Annotated in this window: 16 protein-coding genes and 1 pseudogene; 10 read left to right on the forward strand and 7 right to left on the reverse strand. The window is 66.2% G+C overall.

The features are described from left to right. The first annotated feature begins 2 nt into the window (after window positions 1-2). The 6 genes from N5D91_RS20775 (at window position 3) to N5D91_RS20800 (ending at window position 7,042) form a co-directional block, all read left to right on the forward strand. Window positions 3-551: a Dps family protein gene (locus N5D91_RS20775; protein ID WP_005410730.1), complete on the forward strand. Its 549-nt coding sequence runs from the start codon at window positions 3-5 to the stop codon at window positions 549-551. Between the two features lie 551 nt (window positions 552-1,102). Beyond that, on the forward strand, window positions 1,103-2,908 hold the full coding sequence (gene recQ / locus N5D91_RS20780) for a DNA helicase RecQ (protein ID WP_180854648.1): 1,806 nt from the start codon (window positions 1,103-1,105) through the stop codon (window positions 2,906-2,908). A gap of 232 nt (window positions 2,909-3,140) precedes the next feature. Continuing rightward, complete coding sequence (locus N5D91_RS20785) at window positions 3,141-3,524, forward strand: CopL family metal-binding regulatory protein (RefSeq protein WP_180854649.1); 384 nt, start codon at window positions 3,141-3,143, stop codon at window positions 3,522-3,524. A 75-nt stretch (window positions 3,525-3,599) separates the two neighbouring features. After that, complete coding sequence (locus N5D91_RS20790; protein ID WP_180854650.1) at window positions 3,600-5,426, forward strand: copper resistance system multicopper oxidase; 1,827 nt, start codon at window positions 3,600-3,602, stop codon at window positions 5,424-5,426. Beyond that, complete coding sequence (locus N5D91_RS20795) at window positions 5,423-6,448, forward strand: copper resistance protein B (RefSeq protein WP_180854651.1); 1,026 nt, start codon at window positions 5,423-5,425, stop codon at window positions 6,446-6,448. Before N5D91_RS20790 ends, N5D91_RS20795 begins: the two co-directional genes overlap by 4 nt. 81 nt (window positions 6,449-6,529) lie before the next feature. After that, window positions 6,530-7,042: a GNAT family N-acetyltransferase gene (locus tag N5D91_RS20800; protein ID WP_164162467.1), complete on the forward strand. Its 513-nt coding sequence runs from the start codon at window positions 6,530-6,532 to the stop codon at window positions 7,040-7,042. Between the two features lie 89 nt (window positions 7,043-7,131). Here the strand turns inward: N5D91_RS20800 and N5D91_RS20805 are convergent, their stop codons facing one another. Next, window positions 7,132-7,446 (reverse strand): zf-TFIIB domain-containing protein, encoded by a 315-nt coding sequence (locus N5D91_RS20805; RefSeq protein WP_164162468.1) that lies wholly within the window; start codon window positions 7,444-7,446, stop codon window positions 7,132-7,134. A gap of 149 nt (window positions 7,447-7,595) precedes the next feature. Here N5D91_RS20805 and N5D91_RS20810 point away from each other — a divergent pair, with 149 nt between their 5' ends. Together N5D91_RS20810 and N5D91_RS20815 are read left to right on the forward strand one after the other, a co-directional pair. Further along, window positions 7,596-8,363, forward strand: coding sequence for a CPBP family glutamic-type intramembrane protease (locus N5D91_RS20810; protein ID WP_110713286.1), 768 nt, complete (start codon window positions 7,596-7,598; stop codon window positions 8,361-8,363). A gap of 94 nt (window positions 8,364-8,457) precedes the next feature. Further along, window positions 8,458-8,883, forward strand: coding sequence for a response regulator (locus N5D91_RS20815; RefSeq protein WP_049400506.1), 426 nt, complete (start codon window positions 8,458-8,460; stop codon window positions 8,881-8,883). Between the two features lie 37 nt (window positions 8,884-8,920). On the opposite strand, the gene N5D91_RS20820 is transcribed toward N5D91_RS20815, so the two are convergent. Both N5D91_RS20820 and N5D91_RS20825 read right to left on the reverse strand, forming a co-directional pair. After that, entirely contained in the window at window positions 8,921-9,859 is a 939-nt protein-coding gene (locus N5D91_RS20820; RefSeq protein ID WP_180854652.1) for an alpha/beta hydrolase-fold protein, read from the reverse strand. Window positions 9,860-9,941: 82 nt separating this feature from the next. Further along, window positions 9,942-10,784 carry an alpha/beta hydrolase-fold protein gene (locus N5D91_RS20825; protein ID WP_180854653.1) on the reverse strand — a complete coding sequence of 281 codons (843 nt, stop codon included), beginning with the start codon at window positions 10,782-10,784 and terminating at the stop codon, window positions 9,942-9,944. Between the two features lie 231 nt (window positions 10,785-11,015). On the opposite strand from N5D91_RS20825, the gene N5D91_RS20830 reads away from it, so the two are divergent. Continuing rightward, the gene (locus N5D91_RS20830) at window positions 11,016-11,354 is read left to right on the forward strand and encodes a hypothetical protein (protein WP_153855711.1); all 339 of its coding nucleotides are present in this window, start codon (window positions 11,016-11,018) and stop codon (window positions 11,352-11,354) included. A gap of 236 nt (window positions 11,355-11,590) precedes the next feature. On the opposite strand, the gene N5D91_RS20835 is transcribed toward N5D91_RS20830, so the two are convergent. Together N5D91_RS20835 and N5D91_RS20840 are read right to left on the reverse strand one after the other, a co-directional pair. Next, window positions 11,591-12,088: a hypothetical protein gene (locus N5D91_RS20835; protein ID WP_180854654.1), complete on the reverse strand. Its 498-nt coding sequence runs from the start codon at window positions 12,086-12,088 to the stop codon at window positions 11,591-11,593. Between the two features lie 41 nt (window positions 12,089-12,129). Beyond that, window positions 12,130-12,711: a hypothetical protein gene (locus N5D91_RS20840; RefSeq protein ID WP_107380153.1), complete on the reverse strand. Its 582-nt coding sequence runs from the start codon at window positions 12,709-12,711 to the stop codon at window positions 12,130-12,132. A gap of 154 nt (window positions 12,712-12,865) precedes the next feature. Here N5D91_RS20840 and N5D91_RS20845 point away from each other — a divergent pair, with 154 nt between their 5' ends. Further along, window positions 12,866-13,069 (forward strand): hypothetical protein, encoded by a 204-nt coding sequence (locus N5D91_RS20845; protein ID WP_180854655.1) that lies wholly within the window; start codon window positions 12,866-12,868, stop codon window positions 13,067-13,069. 199 nt (window positions 13,070-13,268) lie between these two features. Here the strand turns inward: N5D91_RS20845 and N5D91_RS20850 are convergent, their stop codons facing one another. Together N5D91_RS20850 and N5D91_RS20855 are read right to left on the reverse strand one after the other, a co-directional pair. Next, entirely contained in the window at window positions 13,269-13,502 is a 234-nt protein-coding gene (locus N5D91_RS20850; RefSeq protein ID WP_004152742.1) for a hypothetical protein, read from the reverse strand. Continuing rightward, window positions 13,492-14,059 (reverse strand): annotated as a pseudogene (locus N5D91_RS20855) (hypothetical protein); the annotation flags it as partial. The pseudogene N5D91_RS20855 and the gene N5D91_RS20850, both read right to left, overlap by 11 nt.

Raw genomic sequence — 14,059 nt, forward strand, 5'->3', positions numbered from 1 at the left:
CCATGGCGAAGACCAAGAGCACGACCAAGGCCAAGACCGGCAAGCAGAAGCTTGCAGCGGCGGCACCGTCGGCGCCGAACATCGATATCGGGATCACCCAGGGCGACCGCAAGAAGATCGCCGACGGTCTGTCGCGCTTCCAGGCCGATGCGTTCACGCTCTACCTGAAGACGCACAACTTCCACTGGAACGTCACCGGGTCGATGTTCAACTCGCTGCACACCATGTTCGAGACGCAGTACACCGAGCAGTGGGCGGCACTGGACGACGTGGCCGAGCGCATCCGCGCGCTGGGCTTCAATGCCCCGGGCTCCTACCGGGAATTCGCTGCGCTGACCTCGATCGCCGAGGAACCGGGCCTGACCGACAGTGCGGACTGGCGTGAAATGGTACGCCAGTTGGTGGTCGCCAACGAAGCGGTCTGCCGTACGGCACGTGAAGTGCTGGAGGTGGCGGCCAAGGGTGACGACGCCCCGACCGAGGATCTGATGACCCAGCGCCTGCAGACTCACGAGAAGTACGCCTGGATGCTGCGTTCCCTGCTGCAGTAAGGGTTGGGGGCGGCAGGGCTTGCAGCCCTGCACCCGCCGAAGCCTTCAAGCCAGAGCCAGAGCAAAAGCCAGTTTCCTGAAGGTTGGCGGGGTGGGTCCGGTTGAGGGGGACGCCGTAAACCCGTCCATGGGGGCTTGGTCGCGGCATCCATGCCGCTCACACCCCCTCAACCGGACCCACCCCGCCTTCGACAGATTTTCGCGATCTGCCAGGGCATTGCTTGGGGTCAGATCCGTTTTCCGCAGGAAAACGGATCTGACCCCATTTTGTTTGTCGATATCTGACAGATTTCATCCACGCATGGCGTGGATGGATCCACCGTCACCGGGAAACTGTCGGGAGTGGGGCGGTGTGGGCTTGCAGGACCGTTGGCGCCATGGATGGCGCCATCGAGCCCCCAAGGACGGGTTTACGGCGTGTCCTGCAAGCCCACACCGCCCCGCCCAGCCAGAAGACACCCCAGAGCCGGCTGTTGCCTTTGACGTTGCTCTGGCTTGTAGCAGGTGCAGGGCGCAGCCCTGCCGCCGCCTCCGGGAGGTAAACTAGCCGGATGCCTTCCCGTCCCGCGCACGACCTGCTCCAACGCGTCTTTGGTTACGACGATTTCCGTGGTCCGCAGCAGGACATCGTGGAGCATGTGGCTGCCGGTCACGATGCCCTGGTGCTGATGCCCACCGGCGGCGGCAAGTCGCTGTGCTACCAGGTGCCGGCCCTGCTGCGTGACGGATGTGGCATCGTCATCTCGCCGCTGATCGCGCTCATGCAGGACCAGGTCGAGGCCCTGCGCCAGCTCGGCGTGCGTGCCGAGTACCTGAACTCGACCCTGGATGCCGAGACCGCCGGCCGCGTCGAGCGCGAACTGCTCGCGGGCGAGCTGGACATGCTCTATGTCGCCCCCGAGCGCCTGCTGACCGGCCGCTTCCTGTCGCTGCTGTCGCGCAGCCAGATCGCCCTGTTCGCCATCGATGAAGCACACTGTGTGTCGCAGTGGGGCCATGATTTCCGCCCCGAGTACCGCCAGCTGACCGTGCTGCACGAGCGTTGGCCACAGATCCCGCGGATCGCGCTGACCGCCACCGCCGATCCGCCGACCCAGCGCGAGATCGCCGAGCGCCTCGATCTGCAGGAAGCACGCCACTTCGTCAGCTCCTTCGACCGCCCCAACATCCGCTACACCGTGGTGCAGAAGGACAACGCCCGCAAGCAGCTGACCGATTTCCTGCGCGGCCACCGCGGCGAGGCCGGCATCGTCTACTGCATGTCGCGGCGCAAGGTCGAAGAGACCGCCGAATTCCTCTGCGGGCAGGGCTTCAACGCCCTGCCCTACCATGCCGGCCTGCCACCGGAAGTACGCGCCAGCAACCAGCGCCGCTTCCTGCGCGAGGACGGCATCGTGATGTGCGCCACCATCGCCTTCGGCATGGGCATCGACAAGCCGGACGTGCGCTTCGTCGCGCATACCGACCTGCCCAAGTCAATGGAAGGCTACTACCAGGAAACCGGTCGCGCCGGCCGCGATGGCGAGGCCGCCGAGGCCTGGCTGTGCTACGGCCTGGGCGACGTGGTGCTGCTCAAGCAGATGATCGAGCAGTCCGAAGCCGGCGAAGAGCGCAAGCAGCTGGAGCGGTCCAAGCTGGACCACCTGCTGGGCTACTGCGAGTCGATGCAGTGCCGTCGCCAGGTGCTGCTGGCCGGTTTCGGCGAGACCTATCCCCAGCCCTGCGGCAACTGCGACAACTGCCTGACCCCGCCCGACTCCTGGGACGCGACCATTCCGGCGCAGAAGGCGCTGAGCTGCGTCTACCGCAGTGGCCAGCGTTTCGGCGTCGGCCACCTGATCGACGTCCTGCGCGGCAGCGAGAACGAGAAGGTCAAGCAGCAGGGCCACGACAAGCTCAGCACCTACGCGATCGGCCGCGACCTCGAAGCGCGCACCTGGCGCAGCGTGTTCCGCCAGCTGGTTGCCGCCAGCCTGCTGGAAGTGGACAGCGAGGGCCACGGTGGCCTGCGCCTGACCGACGCCAGCCGCGACGTGCTGACCGGCCGCCGCCAGATCAGCATGCGCCGCGATCCGGCCAGCAGCACCAGCGGCCGCGAGCGCAGCGCGCAGCGCACCGGCCTGTCGGTGCTGCCGCAGGATCTGGCGCTGTTCAACGCGCTGCGCGGCCTGCGTGCCGAACTGGCCCGCGAACAGAACGTGCCGGCCTTCGTGATCTTCCACGACAGCACCCTGCGCAACATCGCTGAACAGCGCCCGACGAGCCTGGACGAACTGGCCCGGGTCGGCGGCATCGGCGGCACCAAGCTGAGCCGCTACGGCCCGCGCCTGGTCGAGATCGTGCGCGAAGAAGGGTAGCGGCGGGCCATGCCCGGCGGCCCGTGGATCGGCCGCGCTTCGCGCTCGCCGGGCATGACCCGGCGCTACTCCTACGCTGCTGCCCTTGTAGAGCCGAGCCCACGCTCGGCTGCTTCTGCGGGGACGACAGCCGAGCATGGGCTCGGCTCTACATACATTGGTGCAGCTCCAACCTTGAACCGGCCATTCAGCCGGAAGTGCATCCGCGCCCGCTTGCAGCTAGATTAGCGCCATGTCCCTGGCCTCGACCCTGCTCCGTGTCGTGCTCATGCTCAGCCTGTTGCTCAACGGGTTGAACGCGGCCATGGCCAGCGGTCACGAGGAAATGGGCCGGATGGCCCACGCCGCAGCCACTGCTGTTGATGGCGGCACTGCCGACTGCCACCACCACGCGGGTATGCAGGCCGACGAGGCCCCGCAGGCCAAGGCGCCCGCCCACGACGCCCACTGCCAGATCAAGGACTGCGTGCGCAGTTGTGCCCAGCACCCGCTGCTGGTGGTACTGCCGCTGCCGGTCATGGCCGGCCCGGCGCTGTCGCTGGCCCCGCAGCCGATGCCGGCCACTGGCCGTCCGGCGCCGCCGCTGCCGCCGATCTCGCGTCCTCCCATCGGCTGATTCCACACGCACCGTGCGCCCTGCGCACCGTAGCCGGCCGCCTGCCGGCGTCTTTACGTGTCTGGAGTCACCACCATGAATACCCGCATTCCCCCCGGTCCGGGCGCTGTGCCCATGCCGTCGCGCCGCCTGTTCGTGCAGGGCCTGGCCGCCGGCGGCGTGGTTGCCGGCATCGCCGCTGTCGGCGTTCCGCAGCGCGCGCTCGCCGCCGCCACGGCCGCCCCACGGCTGGCCGGCGCCCCCGCCGTGCTCAGCGACACCCGCATCGAACTGGCCATCGGCGAATCGCTGGCCAACTTCACCGGCCGCACCCGCCCGGCGATCACCGTCAACGGCTCGCTGCCGGCACCGATCCTGCGCTGGCGCGAAGGCCAGACTGTGGACCTGTTCGTGCGCAACACGCTGGAACGCCATCCGACCTCGATCCACTGGCACGGCATCCTGCTGCCAGCCAACATGGACGGCGTGCCCGGCCTGAGCTTCAACGGCATCGGCCCCGGTGAGACCTATCACTACCACTTCGAGCTGAAGCAGTCGGGCACCTACTGGTACCACAGCCACTCGATGTTCCAGGAGCAGGCCGGCCTGTACGGTGCACTGATCATCGACCCCGCCGAGCCGGCGCCGTACCGGCACGACCGCGAGCACGTGATCATGCTGTCCGACTGGACCGACATGGACCCGGGCGCGCTGTTCCGCCGCATGAAGAAGCTGGCGGCGTACGACAACTACTACATGCGCACGCTGCCGGATTTCCTGCGCGACGTGAAGCGCGACGGCTGGTCGGCGGCGCTGTCTGACCGCGGCATGTGGGGACGGATGCGGATGACGCCGACCGACCTGTCCGACGTCAACGCCAACACCTACACCTACCTGATGAACGGCACCGCCCCGGCGGGCAACTGGACCGGGCTGTTCCGCAGTGGCGAGAAGGTGCTGCTGCGCTTCATCAATGGCGGGTCGATGACCTACTTCGACGTGCGCATTCCTGGTTTGAAGATGACCGTGGTCGCCGCCGATGGCCAGTACATCCACCCGGTGAGCATCGATGAGTTCCGCATCGCCCCGGCCGAAACCTACGATGTGATCGTCGAACCGAGCGGCCAGGATGCCTACACGATCTTCTGCCAGGACATGGGCCGCACCGGCTACGCCGCCGGCACGCTGGCGGTTCGCCACGGCCTGCAGGCGCCGATTCCCGAGCGCGACCCACGCGTGCTGCTGACCATGGCCGACATGGGCCATGGCATGTCGGGCCATGACATGGGCGGTGGTGGCCACGGCGGCCACGACATGGCCGCGATGAAGGGCATGGAAGGCGGCTGCGGCGCCAGCATGGGCCACGGGGCACAGGCTGGCGCCGATACCGCCAGCAAGGCACCGAAGCACCCGGCCAGCGAGCGCAACAACCCGCTGGTGGACATGCAGAGTTCGGCTACCGAACCAAAGCTGGACGACCCCGGCATCGGCCTGCGCGACAACGGCCGCCAGGTGCTGACCTATGGCGCGATGCGCAGCCTGTTCGAAGACCCGGATGGCCGCGAGCCGAGCCGTGAGATCGAGCTGCACCTGACCGGCCACATGGAGAAATTCTCCTGGTCGTTCGATGGCATCCCGTTTGCCAGCGCCGAACCGCTGCGGCTGAACTACGGCGAGCGCATGCGCATCGTGCTGGTCAACGACACCATGATGCAGCACCCGATCCACCTGCACGGCGTGTGGAGCGATCTGGAAAACGCGCGGGGCGAGTTCCAGCTGCGCAAGCACACCATCGACATGCCGCCCGGCACCCGCCGCAGCTACCGCGTGCGCGCCGATGCGCTCGGCCGCTGGGCCTACCACTGCCATCTGCTGTACCACATGGAAGCGGGCATGATGCGCGAAGTGAGGATCGAAGAATGAGCCGCTCACTGCTTTCCCCCAGCCTGCTGGCCCTGGGCCTGGCCGCCGCATTGCCGGTGTTCGCGCAGTCGCACGCTGGTCATGACATGGCCGCGATGGATCCGCCGGCGAAGACCGTGAAGGCACCGGTCGAACCTGTCGATCATTCGAAGATGGATCATTCGAAGATGGGTTCGGGCGCGATGGACCACTCAGCCATGGATCACTCGAAGATGGACCACGGCGCGATGCAGCCGGCGGCGATGGACCATTCCACGATGGACCATTCCAGGATGGATCATGCGGCGATGGGTCACGGCGCGCCCGCGCCCACCGAACCGCGCGAGCCGATCCCGGTCCCGACCGATGCTGACCGTGCCGCTGCCTTCCCGCCCATCGCCCACGGTGCGATGGAGCATGCGCCAGAGATCAACAGCCTGCTGCTGATCGACCGGCTTGAGCATTGGGACGGCAAGAGCAGCAACGGCCAGGCCTGGGAGGCCACTGGCTGGATCGGCGGCAACATCAACCGCCTGTGGCTGCGCACCGATGGCGAACGCAGTCGTGGCCGCACCGAATCGTCGTCACTGGAAGCGCTGTATGGCCGCAGCGTGTCGCCGTGGTGGGACGTGCTGGTCGGCGTGCGCCAGGACTTCCGCCCGGCCGACTCGCGCACCTGGGCAGCGGTCGGCATCCAGGGCCTGGCGCCGTACAAGTTCGAAAGCTCGGCCACGCTGTACATGGGCTCCGGCGGCCAGGTGCTGGCCAAGGCCGAGGTCGAGTACGACGTGCTGCTGACCAACCGCCTGATTCTGCAGCCGCTGCTGGAAGCCACCGTCGCGGCCAAGGATGAACCGGAGTACGGCATCGGTCGCGGACTGAACAAGGTGGAGGCCGGTCTGCGCCTGCGCTATGAGTTCAGCCGCCGCTTCGCGCCGTACATCGGCATCAGCCACGAACGCACGTTTGGCGACACCGCCGACTACGCCGGTGACCACGCGCGCGACACACGCTGGGTGGCCGGCGTGCGCATGTGGTTCTGAGCAGCGGTTCGTGAGCAATGGCCAGCCCCGGCAGTCGCCGGGGCCGGCTACACTGCGCCACGCTCCATTGCAGGCCCCGCCATGTCGTTGCAGATCCGCCGCGCCACCCTTGCCGATGTCGACGCCCTGTCGGCGATCGCCATCACCACCTACAACGAAACCTGGGGCGACTCGTACCCAGCGCAGGAGCTGCATGATTTCCTGCAGGCGCACTACAGCCGCGAACCGCAGCGCATCGAACTGTCCGACCCACGCAGTGCCATCTGGCTGTTGATGGACGGTGAGTCGGTGGTCGGCTATCTGGCGGCCGGTGCCAACACCCTGCCGCATGCGGATGCGCGCGAAGGCGACATCGAGCTGAAGCGGTTCTACATCCTGGCCGCACACCAGAACGGCGGCCACGGTGCACGCCTGATGGACGCGTTCATGGCGTGGCTGGACCAACCGCAGCGCCGCACCCTGTGGGTGGGCGTGTGGGAAGAAAATTTCGGCGCACAGCGCTTCTATGCGCGTTACGGCTGCAACAAGGTCGGCGAGTACGACTTCATCGTCGGCGACACCCACGACCGCGAGTTCATCCTGCGGCGGACGTGATCACGCGCCCCCTGTAGAGTCGAGCCATGCTCGACTATTGGCGGCAACAGCCAGTCGAGCATGGCTCGACTCCACAAAGCGCGAAGCGCCTAGAAGTCGAACAGTTCCGACAGGAAACTGTCCTTCTTCTTTTTCTTGTATCCGTGGCCACGGTTGTCCTCGTAGCGCTGGCCGAGGTGGCGGGTATCGCGGTGCATCACCGGTGGCGGCGCGGACGCCGGCTGAGCCTGCACGGGTGCGGGCGGCGGCATGGCGGCACCGGCGCCGGCGCCGGCGCGCTCGATGATCTTGTCCAGTTCACCACGATCCAGCCACACGCCCCGACAGCCGGGGCAATAGTCGATCTCGATGCCATGGCGTTCGGCCATCTGCAGGGTCTGGGTCTTGCACACGGGGCACAGCATCGGCATTGCTCCTGTCGGTCCTGCATCGACTGTACCTGTGCGGTGATGACTGTGCGGCAACGCATGACCGATGGCACAGGGACTTCCGACGCACGCCGATGCGGCGGCAGTCGCACACACTGGGCCCCTGTTCCGCAGGGAGTGCGTACATGACCGCGTTGTCCCGCCTGCCCACCACCGCGCGCCTGCTGCTGGTCCTGCTGGGCGTTGGCCTGGGCCTGAACCTGCGCGATATCGCCGCGGCCGCAGGGACTCCGATTCCTGCCCTGCCCATGCCCTACGGCGGCAGCCTGCTGGACAATGCGCTGGCGGTGCTGGCGGCACTACTGTTGGCCGCGCTGCTGCGGCCCCGTGGCATGGGTCTGTCGGCCAGCCTCGGGCTGCGCGGAAATGGCTGGGGAGGCCCGATGTGGGTGCTGTTGGCCAGCCTGCCGTGCTGGCTGGGCCTGGCGCTGCTCGGTACCCCGAACACGGCGTTGACCACGCTGGATGCCACGATGCTGGGCGTGCTGTTCCCGCTGGCCGAGGAAGTGCTGTTCCGCGGCCTGGGCTTCGTGCTGCTGGTGAAGATCGTGCGTGGTCCGTGGCCGCTGCTCGCGCTGCCGCAGGCATTGCTGTTCGGCATGGTGCACTGGCTCGGCTTCGGCGGCTTCAACGGTGGCGGCATCGCGCTGTTCATTGGCGCGGTAATCGCCCTGGGCGGCTTCATCTTCGCCTGGCTGGACCATCTGGATGGCGACACCCTCTGGTGTGGCCTGGCCCTGCACGTGTCGATGAACCTGGCCTGGAATGTGTTCAGCCTTGATGACGCCGTCGCGCTCGGCTGGCAGGCCACCAGCCTGCGCATCGGCACTGCCCTGCTGGCGGTGCTGGTGCTGGCCTCGCACGTGCGCCGCCAGCGGCGCGGGCGGCTGTAACGCCCACTTAGCTTGCCGTGCACGCCGGGCTCACTACCGGCTTGCGCATACTTGCGCGCCTTTCGCTCCCCCTGTTGTCCGGAGTTGCCGCGTCATGTTGCTGTCCAAGCGCTTTGTGGAACCGCGCGTCCTGCTGATCGAGGACGCCGAGGAAACCCAGGAACTCAGTCGCCTCGCCCTGGAAAGCCAGGCCTGCCAGGTCACCGCTGTCAGCAGCGCCGAGGCCGCACTGGGCTTGCTCAACGCCGGTGAACCATTCGACCTGCTGTTCACCGACGTCTGCCTGGGCGGCATCAGCGGCATCGAAACCGCCAACCGCGTGCGCGAGCACCTGCCGCAGCTGCCGATCCTGGTCACCTCCGGCATGGACCAGCACCGCGTGCTGCCGCAGCTGCGCGCCGGCATCCACTTCCTGCCCAAGCCGTACAGCATGAGCGAGCTGCTCGATGCCATCCGCCTGTGTTTCCGCCATGCAGCGGATGCCACGCTGATACCGCCGCCGCAGGCCAGCGCGGCCTGAGGCAATCATCCACGCCATGCGTGGATGCAACCGGCCGTCAACCGCTGCTGTACGGCCCGGTACCCGGGAACACCTTCAACAACGCGCGGGTGATCATGTCCGGGTAGACCGTGAAGTGGTCCTCGTCATCGATCACCATGTTCTCCACTTTCAACGAATGCCCGCTGGCGCGTAGCTGCTCGGCGAACTCGGCGTTGTGGCGCAGCATGTCGTTGCGGGTGAAGTAGCGCGGTTCGGGCTTGACCGTCTCGAAGCTGCCGACTGACAGCACCACCGTGGTCGGCTGCGCAGGCGCCTTGGCCTCGGCCTGCAGGCGCGGCACAAAGTGGTTGTCGAACCACAGCGACGGGCTGGACAGGATGTAGGTCCGGAACATGTCCGGACGCGTGGTCAGCACGTAGGCACCGAACAGGCCGCCATAGGAATGGCCGGCATAGGCGCGTCGCGCCGGATCGGTGCGGTAGCGCGCATCGATCATCGGCAACACGCGTTCGGCGAGGAAATCGCGGTAGTGTGCGGCGCCGCCATAGCTGACGTCATCGCTGTAGTCACGCGGATCGGTGCGCGCCGGATTGCTGGGGGTGTAATCACGCGAGCGGCTCTGCTTCGACGTCAGCCCCTCCTGCGGCGGCAAACCGACCAGGATGAAATCCTCGATGTTGACGCCCTTCTGCCCGACCATGTTGCGCACGCTGCGCACCAAGGGGAAGCTGTACAGCGCATCGGTCACGTACAGCACCGGATAGTGCTTTTCAGGGTGCGCGGCATAGTCGGCCGGCAGCGCCACCCAGATCGGATAGTCGCGGCCCACGGGGTCATGTATGCGCAACGCTTCCGTATCCGGCAGCACCACGCCTGGCGCAGCGGCTGCCGCGCTCTCCTTCGCTTCACTCTGCGCTGCCGGCGGCGCCACCGACATCGCACAGCCACTCACGGCCAGGCAGGCCGCCACACTCCATCCACGCACACGCTGCATCCACACGCTCCCGTTGCGGGCGGCGCACCGGATGGCACCGCTACCGCATCCTTGCATGGCATGCGACGCGGTGCCAGTGCGGTCAGGGCGAGGCCGGGGACGGCGCCGGGAACAGCGTGCGCAGCGCCTGCAATGCGGCCGGATGATAGATCGTCGCGTGGGTTTCCTCCGGCAGTGGCAGGTACTTCACCAGCGGCGACGGCGACGCCTGTTGCAGCAACTCGGCCAGTCGTGCAGTGGATGCGGCCAGTTCCGGCTGCCCGCTGCTGGCCAGAAACACGTGCGGCTGCGCGCGCGTCACCGCCGGCAGCTGCTTGGCGGCGCCGGCCAGCATCGCGCCACGGTTCCACCACAGGCTGGGGTCCAGCGCGATGTAGCTGTTGAACAGTGTCGGCTCCTGCAGCAGCGTCTCGACCACGAACAGGCCGGCCAGCGATTCACCGATCAGCGCGCGCTCGTCGGTGGTCGGGTAGCGCTGGCGCACCTGCGGCATCAGTTCATCGCGCAGGAAGCTGCGGTAGGCCGCCGAGCCACCGATGCGCGGCGCAATCTTCTGGTCCTGCGGATCCTTGCTGGGGCCGGTCATGTCGCGGCGGCGCTCGGTGTTCTCGATGCCGACCAGCAGGAACGGGCGCATGCTGCCGTTGCCGGTCAGTACCTGCACCAGCCCGGCCACATGCAGGAAGTCTTCGCCGATGCCACCGTCGGGCATGTACAACACCGGCAACGGTGTTTTCGGGTCCAGGCCCCACGGCTGCGGGCGGTAAACGTTGATGCGACGGGTTTCGCCAAGCACCTTCGACTCGATGGTGAAGGTCTCGCCGATCACCAGGGGTGTGGCGGCAGCGGGCGACGTGGTTTCGGCGGCCATCAGCGGTGCGGCGGAGACGACGGACAACAACAGCGACAGCACGATCAGACGCATGGGACGGCCCATCCTGGGAAAGTGCCGAGCATAGCGTCAGGGCCTCGAGCCGGGTGGGTCGCACTGCAATGCGATGGATTCACGCGAAGGCACATCCCTGCCGAACGCTCGATTCTGGTCCATGCGTGCTGGAACCATGATGCGCCCGCCGAGCGACGACGGGCCGGGATGGCGCTATGCTCGAAGCTGGCAGCCCCAGCCGCCCTAGCCGACCACTACAAGGAGGTTTCGATGTTGAGTGCATTGATTGCTGTTGCCCTTGCCGCAGGCTCACCGCAACCCACAGGGAGCCAATCCACATCTGCGTCGTATGCGGACTGCCTGCTGGGTCATATCCAGCCGGGGTTGTCCGATCACGCGGTGCAGCTGGTGCAACAGGCCTGTGCCTCGAAGTATCCGGAGAGCTTCGTCGCATCGATGGAACTGGAGCGCAGGATGAGTGCACAGCGCCGGGCCGATTTCGAGGCGGAACGCGTCGCGATCGAGCGCTCTGCGAATGCCGCAGCAACGGCTGCACAGGAGGCTGCTGACGCAGCAGCCGCAACGGCAAAGGGAGCGCGGACGAAGTAGGAGCCCGGCACCGGGAGCAACAAAAAAGGCACCGCTTGGCGGTGCCTTTCTGAATGACCTGGGTCATTGGATGCAATGGTGGGCCGTGAAGGATTCGAACCTTCGACCAAAAGATTAAAAGTCGGCCTTACTATGCCCAAAAATCAATGACTTGCATTGAATTAATTTCTGGAACCGGCCCGACCAAACCGTTGCGCAGCAAGGTGAGGGGGTCGAGTTTTCCGGAAGCGAATCAGTCAAACACGCGGGTACTGGCCCATGCTCCGACGCAGCCGCCCCTTCCACGGATCTTTCGCCCTGGACTTGGTCTCCGCTGGCGGCCGGATCGGCTCCAGTGCGGCCATCACCCGGGCCGACGCAGCCGCCGCCGCCTCGTCCAGCCGCTGGGCCTGCTGCAGCTGCTCCCGGGTCGGCGGCAGTCCGGGCAGTGGCGGCGGCGGCTGGATCGGAGTGCTATCGGTCAGCCGCGCGACGGCCTCACGAAGGGGCAGATCGGGATACAGTCTGGCGGCGCACCAGCGCTCGGCATAGCGCTTCGCCTGCCGGATGCTGGCGGCGCGCGCTTCCTTGGTGTGCCACATCTTCTGGCCTTCCATCCATAGCCGGACCCCGGGACCGCCACCGGGCGTAACGCTGGCCGTTTCGCGGCCGTTGTACCAGAGCGCCCAGCGCTCACCGGTCTGGACCCAGCCAGAGGGGATCGGAGCGGTGCGGAAGCCGTGGGAGGAATGCATGGCCGGAAGGATACGGCTCCGCGTCTCAAGGGCTGAGAAAGCTACCTTAACGTTTCAGGCGCAGCCAAACGCTCGAACTTTCGTCGCAGCCACTTGCCCTTTCGACCCAGCCGTTTGGCCGCAAGAGCTATGGCGTCCGCTCCGAAGTTCTCGATCGCAACCAGCAACCCAAGCATCTCCGCATACAACTTCACCGCATGCTCTGGGTCATCCGCAGAGACCATGCATCTGGGACTATCGAAATCGTACTCAAACAGGCGATCCAGGTCAGCTTTCAGGCCGTCGACGGCAATCACAAAGCACGTCACCAGCCCAGTTAGCTCACCGTCCCCCAAGGTCCCTTGTGCGAGAGCAGCTCGGCACGAAGGGATCGTATCCTTCGGCAACAGAATGGTGAGCCGCACAACCCTTCCATGCATGGCCTGCTCTATGCAGTCTTCGATGTCCTTTGCCCAGCCTCGCGCCCGCGCGATATCGATCCCAGCCACGATCTCTGCTCCGACGGACAACATTGCCGCCCTACTTACCCGTCGATTTCTAAGCATCTCCTGCCCAGTGGTCGCTGCGAACGTTATCGCGCCGCCAACCAGTGTTGAGATGATGACCTTCCAATCGAGATCCATGCATTTCCCCCCCTGACCGCAAGGGATAGTCTCACATGGCGAAGCCAGGCCAGCCTATTCGGCAGGGCGCCGCGGCCAGGCACCCTGCCATAGTCTCAGCTGGCGCGATTGGACTTCGCTACGGTGCGGCTTCCCTCGCCCTCTGGAATAGGAAATGAGCGACGAAACCTTAGTGAACGGCAGATTTGTTGGCGACGACGCTGCGTCAACACTGACCCTTACTGTGGCCGGCGACGTTCAAGTGACCGTGATTCTGAACAAGCCCGGAAATCAAGGCAGCCAGCGTGAGATCCGACGCGAGGCAGCGATCAAGGCCATCGAATTGCTGCTGTTCGAAGCGAATCGCGGACCCGTTTGACCGTAGATGGGCGGCGCTTGCCGCCCGGCCAGGAAATGATGGGCTTGGGCATGGGTTCTCAGTATTTGCGATAGGAGGAGCCGACAATCCCGCCGCTCTCGCGAGGGCGACGGGGCCACGGCCAATGCCAGGTGCTGAGATCACCTGTGTTGCGGCGCTGCTTGGATGCTTGCCGGCATCTGGGCAGCGCCCTGTTTCGTCAGACAGTCAATTCATAGAGCGGCAGATTCGGTGCAGCTTCCACCAACCTGCCGCCACGCACCCAGACGTTGTACGGAACCGTCAGCTGCAGCTGCCCGAAGGCGCGCATCTGCACCCCGTCGTAGGTGGTCAAACTGCTGGTGCCATCAGAGTTGTGCGCGGTGACGGTAGCGATCAGCCTCGGGCTGCCGCCTACCAGGTCACCGAATTGATCCCACAGGTCAGTCCGCATCGGTGTAGTGCCTCTCCAGGGTTGCTGTCTGCTCAATCACCACCGCCCTGTCGTCGGCAGATACTTCGATCCGCAGCGACTCGCATTGGCCGTGCCAGGTGCCATCGGCACCGACCACCTCAACCAGATCCAGCGGCAACAGCAGCCCAACCTCCCCAGCCTTGAGCGGCTTCGCGAACAACGGCACCGTCAGGTCGACAGCAGCCTGCTCTCCGCGATCGCACAGGATGTTCCTGCCCCGCTCCGCGCCGGCTGCCGGCACGGTGATCAAGGGGCTGCTGACCTGCTGGGCGAAAAGGCGCCCCTCCTCTCCCGACTTGCGCACCTTGCACGTAACTCCCTTCCCTGCCAGTTCCCCCGTCACCACCACCGCGTCGTACAACGGCGCGCTGCGCATCTGCAGGCTTTCAGTCAGCACAATGTCCTCCTGCAGTACGTGATCCGGCTGCGTGGTGCGCCAATCCCACGGACTGGCCGGATAGGCAGCCCGCACGCGCATGGCGAGCGCGGCGGGGTCCGACTGGACGACACCCCCACTCGCTTCGGCGAGCGCGCTG

Origin of the sequence: Stenotrophomonas sp. GD03794 (assembly GCF_029842145.1) — a bacterium.
Taxonomy (GTDB): domain Bacteria; phylum Pseudomonadota; class Gammaproteobacteria; order Xanthomonadales; family Xanthomonadaceae; genus Stenotrophomonas; species Stenotrophomonas riyadhensis.